Origin of the sequence: Streptomyces sp. NBC_00386 (assembly GCF_036063235.1) — a bacterium.
Classification (GTDB): Bacteria; Actinomycetota; Actinomycetes; order Streptomycetales; family Streptomycetaceae; genus Streptomyces.
Map to the genome: position 1 here is coordinate 8,918,016 of NZ_CP107950.1, position 19,810 is coordinate 8,937,825.

Genomic DNA, 19,810 nt, shown 5'->3' on the forward strand with positions numbered 1-19,810 from the left:
ACCAGGGTTTGTCCGGCAATTCCTAGAGGAAACGGCGCAGGGGTACGACGGCCAGCTCCTTGGCGCGCTGGACCGGGGACCTGCTCCGCCAGCGGGTCGGATCGATGCCCACGGCGTTCTCCCGGTCCTCGTCGAAGTCCCGGTCGAGGGTCGCGGTGAACGCCTCGTCGAGGACGGCCAGCATGATCTCCTCGTCGTGCTCCATCGAGCGGCGGTTGAAGTTGGTGGAACCGATCAGGGAAGCCACCCCGTCCACTGTCATGATCTTGGTGTGGAGCATGGTCGGCTGGTACTGGCGTATCTCGACACCGGCGGCCAGCAGCGTGCCGTAGTGGTTCTGGCCGGCGAGCTGACAAGCCCGCTGGTCGGTGTACGGACCGGGCAGCAGGATCTCCACCCGGACACCGCGGCGCGCCGTCGCGCACAGCAGGTCGACGAAGTAGGTGTCGGGAGCGAAGTAGGCGGTGGCGAGGCGGAAGCGTTCCTCCGCGGAGCCGAGCATCACCCGGATGAGGGTCTGCATGTCCTGCCAGCCGAAACTGGCCGAGCCCCGCACCACCTGCACCGTCGCCGTCCCCGGCTGACCGTGCCCGGTGAAGCGGTCCCGGTCGTCGAAGAGCTCGTCGTGGCACTCCGCCCAGTTCTGCGCGAACGCGGCGGCGATGCCGTCCACGGCCGGCCCCCGCACCTTGACGTGCGTGTCCCGCCACTCGGAGGGACCGCGGGCGTCCCCGCACCATTCCTCGGCGATACCCACGCCGCCGGTGAACGCGATGTGCTCGTCGACGACGAGCGCCTTGCGGTGACAGCGGTGGTTCTGCTTCAGGGGCGAGAGCCACAGCGGCTTGCGGAACCACGCGACCTGCACACCTGCTGCGGTCATGGACCGCAGCAGGTCCCCCTCGATCCGCTTCGCGCCGAAACCGTCCAGCAGGAGCCGCACCCTGACACCCGCCCGCGCCCGGTCGGCCAGCGCGGCGGCGAAGTCACGGGCTATCTGCCCGCGCCAGTAGACGAAGGTCATCATGTCGATGGTGTGCTCGGCGGACCGCACCGCGTCGAGCATCGCGGCGAAGATCCGGTCGCCGTTGCGCAGGGGAACCAGCTCATTTCCCTCGGTGGCGGCGATGCCGATCAGCCGTTCCAGGCGTCTGCGGAACCGCTGCTTGCGGCGACGCGCCTCCGCCGGGGCCAGCGTTCCGTACGCCTCGACTCGTGCAGCGATGGTCTGGGACATCCGCAGTCTCCTGTTGTGCGTGCCGCGTTCCGACAGTCCGGGCCGCGTTCCGTCCGGTCGCCCCGGGCGGGCGCGGAGAAGTGCCGGGGCGGTGGCCCTGCCGGCCGCTGCCCGGCGAGGGCCACCACCCCGGCCGCTCGACCGTGCCGGCCTCGGGGTCGCCCGGCCCCGACGACCGACACGGGAGCGATGTCGCCGAACCACCCGTGGGCGTCGGGACGCGTGCCTAGTGCCCCCGATCCGCCGCGGCAGTCCCCTGTCCCCGAGACCTTTCGCCTGTCCCCAAGACCTTTCGCCGTGGGCCGTCCTCCGGGTGCCGTCTCGGAGGGGACGTCTGTGGACGGGGTGTGAAGCCGGGGATACCCGTGACATGGCCTCCGGAGGTCCGGGAACAAGGGGAGGCAGCCTGCCCGGCACTTCGACCGGCACGGAGGGGCGCCGCCGCGCGGCGCGCGGGCGGGACGTACGGCAAGGGAGGCGAAGGCATGACCACCGTCGAACCGTCCTGCGATCTCGGTCCCGATCTCGGTGCGAGACTGGAGCGGGATCCGCAGGCCGCTGTGCACGCCCGGCGGATGGTCCGCACGTTCCTCGGCGGCCTGCCGCGCGCCGTGCCGCGCGAGACCGCCGAGGCGGTCACGCTCGTGGTCTCGGAGCTCGTGACGAACGTGGTGCGCCACGCGCGCGGTCGGCTGTGCAGCCTGGACCTGAGGGACATGGGCCACGGGGTGGGCATCTCGGTCTCCGACGACGACCCCGAGCCGCCGCGCCCGAAGCGCCTCGACCTGACCGGGCAGGGCGGCTTCGGCTGGCCGCTGGTGCACCGGCTGTCCGCAGAGCTGACCGTGCTGTCCCGCCCCGACGGCAAGACGGTCCACGCGGTCGTGAGGTTCTGACGAGTGCCGCTTCCGGCCGGCCCAGCGGGCGCCAGGCCGGCCCCGTCGGCGCCCGGCCGGCCGCCCGAGCCGGTTATGGCCCCTCGGGCGGCCGGCCGCCCGAGCCGGTTATCGAGCTCCGTCGTGCCGGGCGCTCGCCGGGCCGTGCCAGTCGAGGCACACCACGAGGGCGTCGTCCTCCGGGCCGGGCCTGCCCCGGTGGCCGGTCAGTTCCCGCAGGACGGCGCGGGGCACCTCCGTCGCGGGCAGCAGCCGGGTGGAGCTGATCGCCCTGGCCAGGGCCTTCTGCCCGTACTTCTCCCCGCCCGGCCCGGCCACGGCGTGGACGCCGTCGCTCACGAAGAGGAGCCGGTCGCCGGGTTCCACCCGGAACTCCTGCACGAGGTAGTCGGTCTCCTCGAACATGCCGAGGGGCAACTGGGCCTCGAAGTCCACGCGTTCGACGGTCCGGCCGCGCAGCCGCAGCATCTGGGGCGACCCCGCGTCGATCACGCGCATCCGGCCGGTGGACAGCTCGAAGTCGAGCATGAGCACGGACAGGTAGCGGTCGCCGCGGTACTGGGCGTGGACCGCCTGATCGGCGAGCGCCGCCTGGTCCGCGAGCGGAATGCCGGCCCGGCGCGCGTTGCGCAGGGCGTTGATGCCGAGATTGGTGAGCAGCGACGCCTCGATACCCTCGCCCATCCCGTTCGTCACGTAGAGGGACAGCCGCTCGGCGTCGGCCGACCAGTCGAAATTGTCGCCGAAGATCGCGTAGGCGGGTTCCAGCTGGGCGCCGAGCTCGTACTCGGGCCGGGAGCAGGAGCGGCCGGGCAGGAGCTGCCACTGCATCTCCGCGGCCAGGGTCAGCCGGTCCTTGCGGCGGGCCTGGAGGTACAGGTCGGTGTCGCGTTCGGCCACGAGCACCTCATGGCCGAGGACCTCGGCGATGTCGGCGAGCTCGGCGACCGTGTCCGCGTCGCAGGCGGCGGAGGGCAGGACGACGGACAGGACGCCGAGCCGGTCGCCGCGGACCGTCACCGGGAGGTGCGCTCGTACGCCCCCGTCGCCGTGTTCCTCCACGAAGGGTTCCTGGGCTCCGAAGGCCCGGCCCTCGGGGCTGGTGTGCACCGGAATGGGTTCCAGGGTGTGGGGAAGCACCGAGACGGGCTGGAGCACGGTGAGCCCGTAGTCGGCCATGAAGAGTTCGACGGAATCGGCCGCGTAGTGACCGCACAGCACGTCACGGACCGCGTCCAGCAGCTGATGGGGCGCCGCGGTGCGCAGGGCACGCTCTGCGGCCACGAATCTGTTCACGATGTCGCACAGACCAATCTTTGAGAAGTTCAAGGAGTCCAAGGGATTCGAAGGCCGGTATCCACCCTTTCGTTCCTGGTGTCGCGCCGACAGGCTGACAGTGCCCGAGAAGACTGGGAGAGTTGGACGGTGACTTCCTCTGGCCCCCGTCCGCGCCGCAGCGAGGTGGCCCGCGTGACCGCCGAGGCCGCCGAGCTTCTGGAGATCCTCTGGGGCCGCGCCTCGACGGCCCCGGTCTCCGCCTCCCAGTTGCGGGTGCTGTTCATCCTGGAACACGGAGAGGGCATCAACCTGAGGACCCTGGCCGACGCGCTCGGCTCCACACCTCCCTCGACCAGCAGACTCTGCGACCGGCTGCAGGCCGTGGGGTTCGTCGAACGGGCACCGAGTGCCACCAGCCGCCGCGAGCTGCGCCTGTTCCTGAGCCCCCAGGGCCGGACCTTCCTCGCGGAACTGCGCGCACGGCGCGAGCGGGCCGTGGAAGCCGTCCTCGCGCAGATGCCGGCCGCCGGGCGGGAGGCGCTCGTGGAGGGGCTGGCGGCCTTCTGCGCGGCCGCGGCTGCACAGCTCCACGAGGCGGACCCCGTCGGGGCCCGCTCCGCCTAGCGCCGGGCTGTCCCTTCTCCGATGTGGACCAGTGCGGCGTCCACATCGGCCACCGACGGTATGGCGAGGCTGACGCCCGTGAGATCCAGAACGCGCTGGACGGCCGGCGCCGGGGACACGAGACACAGTCCGCCTCCCGCGTGTCCGGCGGCGTCGTGGGCCTTGAGCAGGGCGTTGATGCCGGAGGAGTCCATGAAGGGGACCGCGGACAGGTCGAGCAGCAGGTGCCGCCGGCCCCCGCGTATCTGGTCGGCCAGTCGGTGGTGCAGCTCGGGGGCTGTCTCGACATCCAGTTCCCCGGCGACGGTGACCAGGGCGATGCCCTCGCCGTACAAGGTCGCGTCGATGGTCACAGGAGCCTCTTCGGCCGGCACGGTTACCTCCAAGGGGAACTGACCCGTCGGGATCCACCCGGCGCTGGGGTACGCCGGTGAGCAGGTCAACGGTTACCCCCCGAACCGAGGTGCACACCTGGGGTCTCGCCGCCGGACCCGGTCTCTTGATCCTCCCTTTCCCGAATTACCTCTGACACAGAGGTAATTCGGACCGTGAAGTCGGAGTCGGAGAGTTTCCCCGAAGCCCTGGCGGACACCCTGGCCGGTTTGCAGCGGCTGATCAGACGGCGGCTGCGCCGCGGCACGGCCGGACCGGGCCTGCGCGGTGCCGAGGCCGATCTGCTGCGCCTGGTCGTCGACCGGCCGGGCATCGGTGTGTCGGAGGCGGCCAAGGAGCTGTATGTGGCGGGCAATTCGGTCTCGACGCTGGTCAACCGGCTGGTCGCGGACGGCTATCTGGTCCGCGAGACCGACCCGGCCGACCGGCGCGCCGCCCGGCTGCTGTCCACCCCGGCGGCCGATGCCCGGTTGCGCGACTGGCGGCAGCGGCGCGCGGTGCTCGTACGCGGTCAGGTGGCGCGCCTCGACGCGGCCGACCGTGCCGCGCTGGAGGCCGCTCTTCCGGCCCTGCGCAAACTGGCGGCGAACCTGCACGAGGAGGCCGAGGAGACATGACAGGGCACAGCGGCGGACGCGGGGAACCCGCACGGCAGGAGAACCCGGAGCCCCGGTGCGACGAGGAGGACCCGGCCGGCGACCGGGCGGACACGCCCCGAACGCCGGTCCCGGCCACCGCGGTCGACGCCGGCGCCGCGCCTGCCCCGTGCTCGGCCCCGGACGCCGTGTCCTGTGCCGGACTCGTCTACGCCTTCGGCGAGATGACCGCCGTCGACGGTCTCGACCTCGCCGTCCGTGACGGTGAGGTGTTCGGACTGATCGGTCCCAACGGCGCCGGCAAGACGACGGCGCTCCGCTGCATCACCACGCTGCTGCCGGTCCCCTCGGGAAAGGTCCGTGTCTTCGGGCACGGCGCCACCCGTGAACGCATGGCCGTACGACGCCTGTTGGGCTACGTGCCGCAGCAACTGTCCGCCGACTCGGGGCTCACCGGCAGGGAGAACGTGTTCCTGTTCGCCCGCGTCTTCGACGTGTCCCGGCGCGAACGCGCGGCCCGTGTGGCCCAGGCGCTCGACGCGGTCGGCCTCACCGACGTGGCCGACCGGCTCGCCAGGACGTACTCCGGAGGCATGGTGCGCCGCCTGGAACTCGCCCAGGCCCTGGTCAGCGCGCCGCGGCTGCTGATCCTGGACGAGCCGACCATCGGCCTCGACCCGATCGCCCGCACCAGCGTGTGGGAGCACATCAACGCCGTACGGGCCGCCACCGGGATGACCGTCCTCGTGACGACCCATTACATGGACGAGGCCGACCAGTACTGCGACCGGGTCGCGCTGATGCACCGCGGACGCGTCCGCGCGCTCGGCACCCCACAGCAGCTCAGGGCGGATCTCGGCGAGCGCCGTGGGATCGACGGCGACGCTGAACCGCCCACGCTGGAAGACGCCTTCCGCGATGTTGCCGGCAGTGGACTCGACGACCGATCAGGAGACTTCAGCGATGTCCGAAGCACCCGCCGTACCGCTTCCCGCGTCGGCTGAGAGCGTCCGCCCCGGGAGCCTCGACCTGCTCGTGACCCCGCCCAGGGCCCGTACGGGCTGGCGCGTGCTGCCCGCCCGGGTCGCCGCGATGTGCGCGGTCGAGCTCCAGAAGCTCCGCCACGACCGCACCGAGCTGTACACGCGGGCGATCCAGCCGGCGCTCTGGCTGCTGATCTTCGGCGAGACGTTCACCCGGATCCACGCGATCCCGACCGGCGGAATCCCCTACCTCAACTATCTGGCGCCGGGCATCATCGCCCAGTCCGCCATGTTCATCGCCATCTTCTACGGCATCATGATCATCTGGGAGCGGGACGCCGGCATCCTCACCAAACTCCTCGTCACCCCCACACCCCGCTCCGCGCTCATCACCGGCAAGGCGTTCGCCGCCGGAGTGAAGGCGCTGATCCAGGCCGTGGTGGTCGTCGTGATCGCCGCGTTGCTCGGGGTGGCGATGACCTGGAACCCGCTGCGGCTCCTCGGAGTGGCCGTGGCCGTCGTGCTCGGTTCGGCGTTCTTCTCATGCCTGTCGATGACGATCGCGGGCATCGTGCTCACCCGCGACCGGCTGATGGGCATCGGGCAGGCCATCGCGGTACCGCTTCCAAGTACTGGGGGAGTGGTCTGGAGTGATGTGGATCTGCTCTGGTGCCGGATCGTCGGAACTGTGTGAGTCGTGCCTGGCGTCGTGGAAGCATGGTTGGTTAGCTGATGGTGTGTAAAGGGGCGTCGGATGGGACGGACGGGGCGTTGGCTGCTGGTGATCTTCGGGTCGTTGCTGGTGTTCGGGTTGTGTGTGCTGCTGGGTGATCTGTTGCTGCCGTGGGACCAGTCGACACGGATCGGGACGGGAGCGGGAGCCGGCGCAGTCATCGCGGGTGTGTTGGGGGCTTGGGCATCGTCCGTGATCGGGTCTTCGGCTCCGCCGGTTGCCACGATGCCCGGAACGTCGACCGCATCGGGTGAGCGGGCGGTGGCCACGCAGGACAATTCCGGTGTGATCATCACGGGGGACAACGGCACTGTTCAGCGATGACCGAGACACCCACACCACCCGCCTCCGGGGGACGGTCCGCTGCCGCGGGCAACAGTTCTGGTGTCATCTCCACTGGTGACCAGGTCCGGATCGAGCAGCGAAACGTCGTGCTTCCTCCCGGCGCTCTGCAGGCTGCGGTCCCTGACGACTCGATAGAGCGGCTGAACAACCTTCCTGCACCTGACAGTCGAGTCTTCGAAGGTCGTGACGGAGCACTTGCTGCTTTGCGGGAGTTGCCGTCGACGGGGACGGGGATCGTTACCCAGACCGTGCGGGGCATGGGCGGGGTCGGCAAGAGCACCCTGGTTCTTCACCACGCTCACGCCTGTTTGACGGCTGGGCGTGGTCCGGTGTGGTGGATCAATGCCTCGTCCACCGCCACCATCACTGCTGGTCTTGCTTCCCTCGCCACGGCCATCGACCCGGTGCACGCTGCGCTGCCACTGGAGGAGGCGGCCGACTGGGCCGTTGCCTGGCTGCAGGGGCGCACCGGATGGCTGCTGGTCTTCGACAACGCAGAAGAGCCCACTGACCTTCACCCCTACCTCGGTCGGCTCAGCACCGGTCAGACCCTGGTCACCACCCGACGCGACCTGCTCTGGCGCGACCTCGGCACCCCACTCAGCCTCGACACACTCACCCCTGACACCTCCCTGAAGGTGCTGCAGGAGATCACCGGACGTCACGCCGACAAGGATGCTGAGGGCCTGGCCCGCCTGGCCGAGGAACTCGGGCATCTGCCCCTGGCCCTGCAACAGGCCGGCGCCTACCTCGCGCAGACCCGCACCACCGCAGCCAGCTACCTCACCCAACTGCGCACCGACCCGGCGGACGTGCTCGCAACCACGCCCCCCGGCGATTCCCAGCAACGCACCATCGCCCAGCTGTGGAGCGTCACATTCAGCGCCGTACAAACTGAAGACCGACACGCAGTCGAGCTGCTGCGGACATTGGCCTACTGCGCACCCGATCCCTTGCCCCGCCACGTACTCACCACCGCCCTACCCACGGTCCGAGACGTGGATCATGCACTGGGCGTCCTTGCCGCATACAGCCTGATCACCCTCACAGACCTCACGGTCACCGTTCACCGCCTCGTCCAGACCGTACTGCGCAGCACCACCCCCGCACCCGCCCTAACACTGCAGTCCCGCGGAATCCGACGATTGCTACGCCGAGCCCGGCCTCCCATCCACCATCATCCGAGCGAAACCGCTCTGAACCTTCTGTATGAAGCAACGCCACCGGGCAGTCCTGAGAACGTGCAGAGCTGGCCCAAATGGCAAGAGCTTCTGCCTCACGTAGAAGCCGTAAACGCGCACTGCCCTGGCACTGAAACGATTTCGCACCTCGCCGTCCTGCTGGGCCAGGCAGCGACCTATCTGATGGCCCGCGGCCAAGCCGCTCAAGCCCTGCCGTTGGCGGAGCGGGCGTTGGCCATCACCGAGGCAGCACTCGGTCCCGACCACCCCACCACTGCGATCATCCTGGGCAACCTCGCCACCACGTACAGCGCTCTGGCCCGGTATACCGAGGCGCTGCCGTTGGAGGAGCGGGCGCTGGCCATCACCGAGGCAGCCCTCGGCCCCGACCACCCCAACACCGCCAGATGCCTGGGCAACCTCGCCAGCACGTACGGTGATCTAGGGCGACACGCAGATGCCCTGCCGTTGGCCGAGCGGGCGCTGGCCATCACCGAGGCAGCACTCGAACCCGACCACCCCAACACCGCCATCCGCCTGGGCAACCTCGCCAGCACGTACGGTGATCTAGGGCGACACGCAGATGCCCTGCCGTTGGCCGAGCGGGCGCTGGCCATCACCGAGGCAGCACTCGGCCCCGACCACCCCAATACCGCCAGATGCCTGGGCAACCTCGCCGGCACGCTCAGTGTGCTGGGGCGGCCCAGTGAAGCCCTGCCGTTGGAGGAGCGGGCGCTGGCCATCACTGAGGAAGCCCTCGGCCCCGACCACCCCAGGACTGCCATCCGTCTGAACAACCTCGCCGGCACGTTCAACACGCTGGGGCGGCACACCGAAGCCCTGCCGTTGGCGGAGCGGGCGCTGGCCATCACCGAGGCAGCACTCGGCCCCGACCACCCCACCACCGCCATCCGACTGGACAACCTCCGTGCGATCTATGCAGCGTTGGAAGATCTAACAAGGGACGGATCCTAGCGCCGCCAACCGTGCACCAAAGGTTGGCGGCGAAAGCTCATAAGGCTGCATTCGCCGAGGTGTTGCGAGCAGCACCAAGAGATCCGAAGAATCATGTCTTGTCGCACCTGCCTATGGTCACAGGTGCAGTCGACGTCCGAGCTCTTGCAGATGTTCGAGCGAGTCACGGCCTGACCACGTGCTGGCACCGGGTGGCACGTTCAGATCGCGTGCATGCTCGCTCCGGGCGCTGGCTGGTGCACGCTTTGGGTGCATCGGACGTGCTGACAGCCATCCGTCCGGCGACGACAAATACCTTGTGGGCCGAGATTGACCCAGGCCATCGCGGTACCGCTTCCAAGCAGTGGCGGCACGGCTGACCAGCGGGTATAGCGCGAGTGGTACAGGATCTCCCAGTGGCGGATGGTTTTATCGTGCTGCAGTGCGACTGTGCGGGCAGATTCGCCGGATCGTTGGCTGGTCCGCCGCGACAAGGAAAGAGACCCGCTCGTCCTGGAAGCCCTGGACATGACCTTTTGGCAACGCGATTGGGACGGAATCCCCCCAGAGCCAAGACGAGTTGAGACTTCACGCCGATGCCGGATCACAGGGTGGATTCAACCGGTCGTCGCAACACTCGCAGTGGTGGGAGTGTGATGGGCAGGCCGGCAGGGTGAATGAAGGCGTTGACGCCCAGTTCAAGCTCGACACTGGCGTCGCGGTCTACTTCGCGGACCCGCACAGTTCCTGACAGCGCGGGACGAACGAGAACGCGAACAGGCTTCTCCGCCAGTACTTTCCCAGGGGCGCCGACCTGGCCAGGTGGTGGCCAGATGAGCTCCAGGTCGTGTCTCACGCCCTCAACAGCAGGCCCCGGAAACGATCCGGTTGGAAGACGCCCGCTGAAGTCCTGAATGATGACCAGTTCCACTACGACACCGCACCGGCCAACGGCTGGCCCATCGCCGCAAATGGTGACTTCGAGGACTAGGCCGTGTATCGAAAGTGGGATCTTGAGCATGGATGATCGTGGGTCATGGGGCGGGGAGATCTCACGGACGAACAGTGGGCTGTGTTGGAGCCGTTGTTGCCCAAGGGGAAAAGAGTGGGACGGCCGCCTGTCTGGCCCCGGCGCCTGCTGATCGATGGCATACGTTTCCGGGTTCGGACAGGTATTCCGTGGCGGGATATGCCGGCCGAGTACGGTCCGTGGGGCCGGATCTACGACCTGTTCCGCCGATGGCAGCGAAGCGGTATCTGGCACCGGGTCTTCACCCAGCTCCAGGCCCTGGCCGACGCGGGCGGATCGATCACGTGGGACATCAACGTCGACTCCACCGTGTGCCGTGCTCATCAGCACGCGGCCGGAGCCCGGAAATGGGGTGATCTGCAGAAGGAACCCCCGGGCGGTTTCGTCAACGAGCCGAACGACCACGGGCTGGGACGTTCACGCGGCGGGTTCACCACCAAGCTGCACCTGGCCGTCGAGCAAGCACAGAAGCCCATGGCGATCGTTGTGACCGCCGGGCACCGGGGCGATTCACCACAGTTCGAGACCGTCCTGGAACGCATCCGGGTGCCTCGCCTCGGGCCGGGCAGACCCCGGACCCGGCCAGCCCGGGTTCGGGCGGACAGGGCGTACGCCTCTCGGAAGAACCGCGCCTACCTGCGCAGGCGTGGGATCCGTTGCACGATCCCGGACAAGGCCGATCAGGCGCGCAACCGTATGAGGCGAGGGTCGCGCGGAGGCCGGCCGCCGAAGTTCGATCCGGCCGACTACCGGGCCCGTCACGCGGTCGAGTGCGGTATCAACCGCCTCAAAAGGCACCGCGCAGTCGCCACCCGATATGAGAAACTCGCCGTCCGCTACGAAGCGACCGTTCTCATCGCAGCCATCAACGAATGGTTGTGACTCCTTCGTTTCCCCTGGGCGCGGTGCGGGTGGCGAGCAGTTCCAGCAGGAGTTCCACGATGAGATCAGGCTGACCCACGAACGGGGAATGGCCAGTCCGCCACTCGCGCACGTCGGTGCAGCGCGAGGCCATCTTCCGCTGGAGACCCGGATCGATGGCCCGGTCCTGTGCACAGACGACGTAGGTGGAGGGTGTGTGCTTCCAGCTGTGGTGCTCCGGGACTCCTCGTCCGCAGCCGGGGGCTTGCGCACGCAGTAGGCCAACCGCCTGGGCGGCGAGGTGTTCGGGGCAGTCACCGTAGAGGGTGTCGATGGCCCGGTCGGGGTGCAGAGTGGTCGAGCCGTCGGGCTCAGGGATGATCGCGTCCTGGAGCTGCAGGGACGCACCGCCCAGACTGGCCGCGCTCTCGCCAGCATCCGGCATGAAGGCCGCCAGATAGACCAGGTGCCCCGCTCCGTGGACCCCTGTGATCACTGACCCTCCGTAGGAGTGCCCGAGCACAATCGGGGGCTCCGCCAGTACATCGACGGCGGCCTGGACGGCAGCTGTGTCAGCCGGTAGTGAGCCCCGGTGGAGCTCGGGAACGACAACCTCGGTGCCCGTGGTCCGCAATCGTTCCGCCAGCACGGCGAAGTGCTCCGGACGGTGATACAGACCGTGAACGAGCACCACAGCGGCCAACTCGCCCGCCTCCTCAGATCGACACCAGGCCAGGGAGCCTAGCTCCGAACCACGGCCGGCCATCACCCACCACCTTGATCCATTTTCGATACACGGCCTAGGAGCCCTTCCTCCCAGTCGGTGCAACTACCGTCGCCCAGGCGCCCACCCGCAGCTCGATGCCAGACTAGCTCGCTCAGAGATTCGAATTGATGCAACCACATTGCCGGAAGGGTTTTTGATCTTTTGGTGAATTGCTTGAGACTGCCCGCCGAGAAGGCTAGCTTGATGAGATGTTCAGCCGACGATGGACCGTCGAAAACAAGATCGTTGCACGCAAGATGCGAAAGTTCTTCTCTCATTTGCACGTGACCGGTGAGACGCAAGGTGAAACATGCGCCACGATATATGCGAAGTTCATGTGGAACGAACGGTCTGGCGAACTCGCCGACGCCAAACGGCTTACTAGGTCTCGCTACTACGTAGGTCTCGGAATCGACGACTCCCACTTCGATGATGTCACAAAGCGTTCAGTTATGATTTCTGACACGCTTCTGCTATCTCACGCTACGAGTCATACATTTCATTTTGTTGGCTCCTATGGATACTCAGATAACTCCGTACGCAATTCCACCATCTACGACGGCGATGGCCCAGGCGCAACCGCCATGTATGGCCATCCAGGTGCAGGCTTGCCCCTCAGGAACGCAGACGACACTCCGGCCACATACTCCCGAAAAACAAATTACGGATTCCACTGCCCCGATTTGGAGAGTCTGGGGCAATGGTTGATATCGGCGAAGCCACTTCTCAAATCGGGCTTGGCGTGGTACTTGCCAAACTACTCGACCCGCACCCAGTCTTTAAATATTCGCGAATCAGAAATCCACTACGGAAATCCCCGACACGTAGAGGCCGTCGATTACCTCCTGCGGGATGGTAGAGCTGTGGAAATGTCGGGCGTGGAGCCGACTACAGGTGACCACGTAAGGGAAATTCTACGCATCGACTTGCCCTTCCTTGAAGGAGTGAGCCTTCGAGACTTCTCTGATATCACGCTTAATGAATTTGCATCTTACTCGTCATTTCGGAATTTCCTCCGCTCACAATTTATAGAGCTCGATCTGTCAATGAATGATGTCCAGTCACAACGAGCAGTGCACAAGATCAGCCTGCAGATTGCGGATGAGATCCACTCCATGGAGTCGCAAATCCGAAAGGTGAAACGGACGCGTGCCGTATCAGTGGCCGGTGGAGCGTTGGGAACAGTCACCGCCTCACTGGTGGCCGTTTACGGCCCTAGTCTCGGCCAAGCGGTTACAGCCCTCGGTCTCGGAGGGGCAGGTGGGATCTGGGGAATCATCTCAAGCATCGCTCAAAACGAAACTCGCCGCGTGGACAAGTGGTATTACGTGTGGGCGCTCTCCCGTAGGGCGCACATCCTTTGAGCCTCGGTTTCCGTGACGGCATCTGGGGCAGGCCCACCGTCAACGAGCGCTACGAGCGAGCTTAAGCGCGCCTCCCCGTCGACGTCGGTTGAGCACGGTTCGGTGTTCCCCGTCCCAGGACGGGGAACACCGAACCGTGGCAGGCAACTCGGATGACGGTCGGACTCGCGTCGAAACAAGTTGTATTCCGGCGGTGCCCCGAGTGCCAGGAGCACAACATCGTGCGTGAGGACGACTTCATCTGCGTCTTCTGCGGCAGCGACCTGCCCGCGACGTGGAACGTGGATCCCACCGCGTGACGTCCGGGGGTCACAGCCACTCGTTGATGGCAGCGACGAGCACGATCGCCTCGTAGCGGACGGCGAGCTTGTCGTAGCGCGTGGCGACAGCACGGTGTCTCTTGAGCCGGTTGATCCCGCACTCGACCGCATGGCGCTCGCGGTAGTCGGCCGGGTCGAAGCGCGGAGGTCGGCCGCCGCGGGAGCCGACTTTTCGCGGTTACGTGCCTGGTCAGCCTTGTCCGGGATGGTGCACCGGATCCCGCGGCGGCGCAGATAGGCACGGTTCTTGCGGGACGCGTACGCCTTGTCAGCCCGCACGCGATCGGGGCGGACGCGCGGTCGGCCCAGTTTGATGCGAGGCACACGAACTTTCTCCAGCACGGGTTCGAACTGCGGCGAGTCTCCGCGCTGCCCCGCCGTCACCACAATCGACATGGGCTTCTGACCTTGCTCGGCGGCGAGGTGCAGCTTGGTGGTGAACCCGCCGCGCGACCTTCCTAGCCCGTGATCACGGGGCTCGGTGAACACGCCACCTTGTGGTTCCTTCTGCAGATCGCCCTGGTTGCGGGCCCCGGCCGCATGCTGATGGGCGCGGCAGACCGTGGAGTCGACGTTCAGGTCCCACGTGATCTCGCCCTTCGCGTCGGCCAGAGACTGCAGCCGGGTGAGGATCCGGTGCCAAGTGCCGTTCCGCTGCCATCGGCGGAACAGGTCGTAGACCCGGCCCCACGGCCCGTACTCGACGGGCATGTCCCGCCACGGAACACCGGTACGGACCCGGAACCGTATGCCGTCGATCAACTGCCGCCGAGGCCAGACGGGCGGCCGTCCCGCCCTGGCACCCTTCGGCAACAACGGCTCCAGCACCGCCCACTGCTCGTCCGTGAGATCTCCCCGCCCCATGAACCGTGATCATTCACAGCCCAAGATCGAGTTTCGATACACGGCCTAGGTCGCCGAGTGGTCCTGCCGCGGCTCGACGCCGACGGACAGCGACGTATCGAAAAGAGGCGTGCATGCAGGTGACCTGCGGAATCGACTGGGCCGAAGACCATCATGACGTGGCGGTGGTTGACTCCGACGCTCGCCTGCTCGGCAAGCTCAGGGTCAGCGACGACGCGGCGGGCTTCCAGGACCTGCTGCGTCTGCTCGCCGAACACGGCGACACCCCCGACGATCCGATCCCGATCGCGATCGAGACCTCGCGCGGACTCATGGTGGCCTGTCTGCGGGCCTCCGGGCGCCAAGTGTTCGCGATCAACCCAATGGCCGTGGCACGCTACCGGGACCGGCACTCCGTCTCCCGCAAAAAGTCCGACCACCAGGAGGCCGTCGTCCTGGCGAACATCCTACGGACCGACGCAGAGCTTCACCGTCCTCTGCCGGGCGACACTGAGCTGGTCAAGGCGATCACCGTCCTCGCCAGAGCCCAGCAGGACGCGGTCTGGGACCGCACCCGTGCCCACAACCGTCTGCGCTCGCACCTGCGCGAGTACTACCCGGCAGTTCTTGAAGCGTTCGTCGACAAGCGCGAGAGGCTTCTGGCGCGAGAGGCTCGAGCGATCCTGGCGATCGCGCCCACACAGGCCAAAGCCGCCAAGCTCGCCCGCAGCAAGCTCAAAGCCGCCGTCAAACAGGCCGGCCGCCAGCGCCGGATCGAGGCCGAGACCGACCGCCTGCTTGAAGTGTTCCGCCGGACCTGGCTTCGTCAGCCGGCTCTAGTGGAAACGGCGATGGGACACCAAACACTTGCCTTGCTCGCCCAGCTCGAAGCCGCCTGCAAGGCCTGCGATGACCTGGCGAGCGCCACTGAGGAGCTCTTCCTGCAGCACCCCGACGCGGAGATCATCACGAGCTTCCCGGGTCTCGCCGCGCTGACCGGCGCCCGGCTCCTCGCTGAAATCGGCGACGACCGCACTCGGTTCGACACAGCCCGCGATCTGAAGGCTTACGCCGGAAGTGCCCCCGTGACACGCGAGTCCGGCAAAAGCCGCCGCGTCAGCCACCGCCGGATCAAGAACAGCCGCCTGGCCGCAACCGGCCGGCACTGGGCTTTCGCCGCACTCACTGCCTCAACAGGCGCCCACGACCACTACAACCGCCGAAGGGAGACCGGCGATCGCTACTACGCGGCTCTCCGAAACCTTTTCAACCGCATGCTCGGCCAGCTCCACCACTGCCTGACCACCCGCCAGAAGTTCAACGAGGCGATCGCATTTGCCCCACCGAAACCATCACCACTCGCCGCAGCTGCTTGACCCGATAGCTGCATGGGGTGTCTTGTCCGCGCGGACCCGGTTGGGGCAGACGCGCGGCCGGCCCAACCCGATGCGCGGCACGCGGACTTTTGATGGCAATTCTTGAAAAGGTCCAGGGCTGCGCATCACCTCACTCGATCAAGCCCTTAGACCGTGTCCTACGTGGTCAGCTTGAGGAGTCGCTTGTAGCAGCAGATGGCCGCGGCGAGTCCGAGAAAGGCCAGGTAGTTGCGAGGATGGCGTTCGTAGCGGGGGCTGAGTCTGCGGTAGCCCGACAGCCAGGACATGGTCCGTTCGATCACCCACCTTCGGCGACCGAGCCGTTCGCTGGACTCGACTCCCTTGCGTGCAATGCGGACGCCAATACGCCTGCCCCACAACCATTTTCGCAGGTGAGGGACGTCGTAGGCCTTGTCGGCATGCAGGCGTTGCGGCTTGAAGTAGCGGCCGTTGTGGGGGTCGTGTCTCGTTTGGTGACCCGTGATCATGGGCTTCAGTGCTTGGCTGTCGTGGGTGTTCGCTGCCGAGAGGCCGACGAGTAGGGGCAGTCCGTTCGCGTCCGACAGGACGTGCATCTTGGAACCCGGCTTGCCCCGGTCCACGGGGCTCGGACCTGTGAGTTCGCCCCTTTTTTAGCCCGGACATGGGCGGAGTCGAGGACGGCGCGGGAGAGGTCGAGCAGGCCGGCGTCGTTCAGGCGGTGCAGGATCTCTTCGTGCAGTCGGCCCCAGACACCGGCTCTTGACCAGATCAGGAACCTGCGGTGGGCCGTCGACTTCGATATCCCGAAGCACGGCGGCAGTGCCCGCCAGGCGCATCCGCTGACCAGCACGTAGATGATCGCGGCGAACAGCGTCTCATCAGGTGTGTCCTGCGTCCCGCCACCCTGCGGCCGCATCTTCGACGGCGGGATCAGCGGCTCCGCGATCTCCCACAGCCCGTCCGGAACAATCCAACTCCACGTACCCCGCCCCATGACGGACCCAACGACCGAACCCCACGTAGGACACGGTCTTAGACGTCGTTTCCTTTGGTCTTCGGCGATCGTTGACGGGACGTGGATCGTCTTGTTGAGCAGTTGGTGCCGGACGAGTTGTGGGAACTGTTTCGGCGGGTGGTGCCACCGACTGTGGTGCATCGGCCGCAGGGTGGGGGACGTCGGCGAGCCGGGGACCGTGAGGTGCTGGCTGCGATCGTTTTCGTAGCGACGTCGGGCTGTACCTGGCGCCAGCTCCCGCCGGTCTTCGGGGCTTGTTGGCAAACGGTGTACAAGCGGTTCGCGCGGTGGAGCCGTGAGCGGGTGTGGGCCCGGCTCTACCGGGTCATCCTGGACGAGCTCGGCTCACGCGGGCAGCTCGACTGGTCCAGGTGCGCGATCGACTCGGTGAGCATTCGCGCCCTCAAAGGGGGTATCTGACGGGACCGAATCCGACCGACCGCGGTAAAAAGGGATCGAAAATCCATCTAATCTGCGACCGCACCGGCCTGCCGATCTCACTCGCGATCTCGGGCGCCAACCTGCACGACAGCCAGGCTTTGGAGCCCTTGATTCGGGGTATCCCGCCGATCCGCTCGCGCCGTGGGCCGCGTCGGCGTCGCCCGGCCAAACTGCACGGCGACAAGGGCTACGACTACGACCATCTGCGCCGATGGCTGCGCGAGCGCGGCATCGTGCCGCGGATCGCCCGCCGTGGCATCGAGTCCTCCCAACGCCTCGGCAGCCATCGCTGGGTCGTGGAACGCACGATGTCCTGGCTTGCCGGCTGCCGTCGCCTGCATCGGAGATATGAGCGCAAGGCCGAGCACTTCCTTGCCTTCGCAGGTATTTCCGTGGCCCTCATCTGTCTCCGCCGCCTCGTTCATGCGGACGTACAGAACCGGTCAGCGTCGTGATAGCTGGCTCGCCCGGCCAAGCGGGTGCTCAGGTCCGGCAAGGCCAGCTAGCGGTCAGCCGCCGTGGAGACCCCACTCGTCGAGGCCACCATAGACATGGGCTTCAAGGCATCCTGGGGCGTCCATGCCGACAGCCTCGCCGCGGTAAAGGGCGATGAGTGAGTCCTTGCCCCGCCACCAGGTGTCAGTCAGGCCCAGCACTTCAGGTACTGGCTCGTAGCCTTCGAGGTCTAGGGAGTCGACGGTCTTGCCCGTGATTCTCGTGATGGTTTTGGCCCAACGTCTCGCGTGGCTGGCCAGCGCCAAGGATTCCACCCAGCCTTCGGTACTGGCATGCAGTGGTGCCCAACGGGAGCCATAGATTCCGAACTCGCCACCGGGGCCGATCATGAATCCGTAGGCCATGGACACCCGACAGTTCCCGGCCGGGATCCACCAGCCCTCAGCGGCCGAGCCCTCGGGAACGTCCGCGTCCAGGATGCGCGGGCCGCTCTCGTAGAACGGCGCCGGCGGTAGCGCGAGTCCGCCCCAACGGTCCTGGAAGGCCGCTGCACGGTTGATCTCCGCAGCCGGGATACCGTGCTCGATCCATGCCTCGCGGTGAAGCTCGATGCCCTGCCGAGGAATGCAGAGTCCCTCCACCTCGACGAAGCTCTTCGCCCTACGGGTCAAACCGGCTGGCGCAGCCGGGATGGGCGATTCGGAAGTGGCAGCCATCATGGTGCCGGAGTCTACTGGCGAGGTTCGGTAGCGCCCTGGGCGGAAGCCCGCCCGCTCCGTTGCGGCCCAAGACTTGCATTCAGACACCAACAAGCGTGCCCAAGAGCCAACTTTCATGCTCAGTCATCCGTGCTTCCAGGAACCGCCATAAGAAACGACGTCTTAGACCGTGTCCTACGTGGGGTTCGGTCGTTGGGTCCGTCATGGGGCGGGGTACGTGGAGTTGGATTGTTCCGGACGGGCTGTGGGAGATCGCGGAGCCGCTGATCCCGCCGTCGAAGATGCGGCCGCAGGGTGGCGGGACGCAGGACACACCTGATGAGACGCTGTTCGCCGCGATCATCTACGTGCTGGTCAGCGGATGCGCCTGGCGGGCACTGCCGCCGTGCTTCGGGATATCGAAGTCGACGGCCCACCGCAGGTTCCTGATCTGGTCAAGAGCCGGTGTCTGGGGCCGACTGCACGAAGAGATCCTGCACCGCCTGAACGACGCCGGCCTGCTCGACCTCTCCCGCGCCGTCCTCGACTCCGCCCATGTCCGGGCTAAAAAAGGGGCGAACTCACAGGTCCGAGCCCCGTGGACCGGGGCAAGCCGGGTTCCAAGATGCACGTCCTGTCGGACGCGAACGGACTGCCCCTACTCGTCGGCCTCTCGGCAGCGAACACCCACGACAGCCAAGCACTGAAGCCCATGATCACGGGTCACCAAACGAGACACGACCCCCACAACGGCCGCTACTTCAAGCCGCAACGCCTGCATGCCGACAAGGCCTACGACGTCCCTCACCTGCGAAAATGGTTGTGGGGCAGGCGTATTGGCGTCCGCATTGCACGCAAGGGAGTCGAGTCCAGCGAACGGCTCGGTCGCCGAAGGTGGGTGATCGAACGGACCATGTCCTGGCTGTCGGGCTACCGCAGACTCAGCCCCCGCTACGAACGCCATCCTCGCAACTACCTGGCCTTTCTCGGACTCGCCGCGGCCATCTGCTGCTACAAGCGACTCCTCAAGCTGACCACGTAGGACACGGTCTTAAGAGAGCGGAAGTCCAACGAGCAGCGTGTCTGGAATGCGCCAGGGGGCGCCGCGCGATCGGTATCGGGACCGCGCTGGCCTAGCGAAGGCGTCTGCGGCGTTGCTCACTCATGCGCTGCGAGGCGTGAGCGGTTGTTGGGCGGAAAGGTCCGGCGGGATTGGTTACGGCCAGTAGGTGAAGGTTCATGAGCACACTGTGGCGAGGGCGGCTGTTACGGCAGCCGCGAGGGTGATCACTGTGGCGAACGCGGTAGCAGCCTGTTTGAGGGCGGCTGGGTAGCTGGCACCGTCCATGCGGGCGAGTTTGCCCGCGCCGACGGCGGCCAGCAGTGCGATCACGAGAATCAGGCCGGTGGTGAGCAGGACGACGGTGACCGACACGGC

19 protein-coding genes and 2 pseudogenes are annotated in these 19,810 nt (G+C 66.9%); 13 read left to right on the plus strand and 8 right to left on the minus strand.

Going from position 1 to position 19,810, the window contains the following annotated elements; all coding sequences use genetic code 11:
- Positions 1-22: 22 nt before the first annotated feature.
- The gene (locus tag OG780_RS39005) at positions 23-1,237 is read right to left on the minus strand and encodes a phospholipase D-like domain-containing protein (RefSeq protein ID WP_328456307.1); all 1,215 of its coding nucleotides are present in this window, start codon (positions 1,235-1,237) and stop codon (positions 23-25) included.
- 485 nt (positions 1,238-1,722) lie between these two features.
- Between OG780_RS39005 and OG780_RS39010 the strand changes: the two genes are divergently transcribed.
- Positions 1,723-2,133 carry an ATP-binding protein gene (locus OG780_RS39010; protein WP_328456309.1) on the plus strand — a complete coding sequence of 137 codons (411 nt, stop codon included), beginning with the start codon at positions 1,723-1,725 and terminating at the stop codon, positions 2,131-2,133.
- A gap of 108 nt (positions 2,134-2,241) precedes the next feature.
- On the opposite strand, the gene OG780_RS39015 is transcribed toward OG780_RS39010, so the two are convergent.
- Positions 2,242-3,429 (minus strand): PP2C family protein-serine/threonine phosphatase, encoded by a 1,188-nt coding sequence (locus OG780_RS39015; RefSeq protein WP_328456311.1) that lies wholly within the window; start codon positions 3,427-3,429, stop codon positions 2,242-2,244.
- A gap of 129 nt (positions 3,430-3,558) precedes the next feature.
- Between OG780_RS39015 and OG780_RS39020 the strand changes: the two genes are divergently transcribed.
- Positions 3,559-4,035, plus strand: a complete 477-nt coding sequence (locus OG780_RS39020) for a MarR family winged helix-turn-helix transcriptional regulator (RefSeq protein ID WP_328456313.1) — start codon at positions 3,559-3,561, stop codon at positions 4,033-4,035.
- Here the strand turns inward: OG780_RS39020 and OG780_RS39025 are convergent.
- A complete protein-coding gene (locus OG780_RS39025; protein ID WP_328456315.1) occupies positions 4,032-4,388 on the minus strand; it encodes an STAS domain-containing protein in 357 nt (118 codons plus the stop codon). The genes OG780_RS39020 and OG780_RS39025 overlap by 4 nt on opposite strands.
- A gap of 195 nt (positions 4,389-4,583) precedes the next feature.
- Between OG780_RS39025 and OG780_RS39030 the strand changes: the two genes are divergently transcribed.
- From OG780_RS39030 to OG780_RS39060, 7 genes and pseudogenes are all read left to right on the plus strand, one after another.
- On the plus strand, positions 4,584-5,045 hold the full coding sequence (locus OG780_RS39030) for a MarR family winged helix-turn-helix transcriptional regulator (RefSeq protein ID WP_443062262.1): 462 nt from the start codon (positions 4,584-4,586) through the stop codon (positions 5,043-5,045).
- Positions 5,042-6,028, plus strand: coding sequence for an ABC transporter ATP-binding protein (locus tag OG780_RS39035; RefSeq protein WP_328456317.1), 987 nt, complete (start codon positions 5,042-5,044; stop codon positions 6,026-6,028). The genes OG780_RS39030 and OG780_RS39035 overlap by 4 nt, the downstream gene beginning before the upstream one ends.
- A pseudogene (locus tag OG780_RS39040) lies at positions 5,988-6,650 on the plus strand (ABC transporter permease); the annotation flags it as partial. The gene OG780_RS39035 and the pseudogene OG780_RS39040, both read left to right, overlap by 41 nt.
- A 111-nt stretch (positions 6,651-6,761) precedes the next feature.
- A complete protein-coding gene (locus tag OG780_RS39045; protein ID WP_328456319.1) occupies positions 6,762-7,064 on the plus strand; it encodes a hypothetical protein in 303 nt (100 codons plus the stop codon).
- On the plus strand, positions 7,061-9,241 hold the full coding sequence (locus OG780_RS39050) for a tetratricopeptide repeat protein (RefSeq protein WP_328456321.1): 2,181 nt from the start codon (positions 7,061-7,063) through the stop codon (positions 9,239-9,241). Before OG780_RS39045 ends, OG780_RS39050 begins: the two co-directional genes overlap by 4 nt.
- A gap of 691 nt (positions 9,242-9,932) precedes the next feature.
- Positions 9,933-10,211: pseudogene (locus tag OG780_RS39055) on the plus strand (transposase); the annotation flags it as partial.
- 45 nt (positions 10,212-10,256) lie between these two features.
- Positions 10,257-11,132, plus strand: a complete 876-nt coding sequence (locus OG780_RS39060; RefSeq protein ID WP_328456323.1) for an IS5 family transposase — start codon at positions 10,257-10,259, stop codon at positions 11,130-11,132.
- Here the strand turns inward: OG780_RS39060 and OG780_RS39065 are convergent.
- On the minus strand, positions 11,116-11,814 hold the full coding sequence (locus OG780_RS39065) for an alpha/beta hydrolase (RefSeq protein WP_328456325.1): 699 nt from the start codon (positions 11,812-11,814) through the stop codon (positions 11,116-11,118). The two genes, OG780_RS39060 and OG780_RS39065, sit on opposite strands and share 17 nt — an antisense overlap.
- A 272-nt stretch (positions 11,815-12,086) precedes the next feature.
- Between OG780_RS39065 and OG780_RS39070 the strand changes: the two genes are divergently transcribed.
- The gene (locus OG780_RS39070; RefSeq protein ID WP_328456327.1) at positions 12,087-13,241 is read left to right on the plus strand and encodes a hypothetical protein; all 1,155 of its coding nucleotides are present in this window, start codon (positions 12,087-12,089) and stop codon (positions 13,239-13,241) included.
- Positions 13,242-13,550: 309 nt separating this feature from the next.
- Here OG780_RS39070 and OG780_RS39075 read toward each other — a convergent pair.
- Positions 13,551-14,425 (minus strand): IS5 family transposase gene (locus OG780_RS39075; RefSeq protein WP_328456329.1). Its coding sequence is split into 2 segments (ribosomal slippage): positions 13,551-13,729 and positions 13,729-14,425, totalling 876 coding nucleotides; the frame shifts between segments, so codons are not numbered across the junction.
- 113 nt (positions 14,426-14,538) lie between these two features.
- Between OG780_RS39075 and OG780_RS39080 the strand changes: the two genes are divergently transcribed.
- Positions 14,539-15,780 carry an IS110 family transposase gene (locus OG780_RS39080; RefSeq protein ID WP_328456331.1) on the plus strand — a complete coding sequence of 414 codons (1,242 nt, stop codon included), beginning with the start codon at positions 14,539-14,541 and terminating at the stop codon, positions 15,778-15,780.
- 158 nt (positions 15,781-15,938) lie between these two features.
- Here the strand turns inward: OG780_RS39080 and OG780_RS39085 are convergent.
- Positions 15,939-16,756, minus strand: a protein-coding gene (locus OG780_RS39085) for an IS5 family transposase (protein ID WP_328456333.1) whose coding sequence is annotated in 2 segments (ribosomal slippage) — positions 15,939-16,408 and positions 16,408-16,756 — 819 coding nt in all. Because the reading frame shifts where the segments join, the coding sequence is not laid out codon by codon here.
- An 81-nt stretch (positions 16,757-16,837) separates the two neighbouring features.
- Between OG780_RS39085 and OG780_RS39090 the strand changes: the two genes are divergently transcribed.
- Positions 16,838-17,673 (plus strand): IS5 family transposase gene (locus OG780_RS39090; RefSeq protein WP_328456335.1). Its coding sequence is split into 2 segments (ribosomal slippage): positions 16,838-17,185 and positions 17,188-17,673, totalling 834 coding nucleotides; the frame shifts between segments, so codons are not numbered across the junction.
- Positions 17,674-17,727: 54 nt separating this feature from the next.
- On the opposite strand, the gene OG780_RS39095 is transcribed toward OG780_RS39090, so the two are convergent.
- Complete coding sequence (locus OG780_RS39095) at positions 17,728-18,390, minus strand: hypothetical protein (protein ID WP_443062346.1); 663 nt, start codon at positions 18,388-18,390, stop codon at positions 17,728-17,730.
- Positions 18,391-18,596: 206 nt separating this feature from the next.
- On the opposite strand from OG780_RS39095, the gene OG780_RS39100 reads away from it, so the two are divergent.
- Positions 18,597-19,414 (plus strand): IS5 family transposase gene (locus OG780_RS39100; protein WP_328456333.1). Its coding sequence is split into 2 segments (ribosomal slippage): positions 18,597-18,945 and positions 18,945-19,414, totalling 819 coding nucleotides; the frame shifts between segments, so codons are not numbered across the junction.
- Positions 19,415-19,609: 195 nt separating this feature from the next.
- On the opposite strand, the gene OG780_RS39105 is transcribed toward OG780_RS39100, so the two are convergent.
- Complete coding sequence (locus tag OG780_RS39105) at positions 19,610-19,807, minus strand: hypothetical protein (RefSeq protein ID WP_328456339.1); 198 nt, start codon at positions 19,805-19,807, stop codon at positions 19,610-19,612.
- Positions 19,808-19,810: the final 3 nt, after the last annotated feature.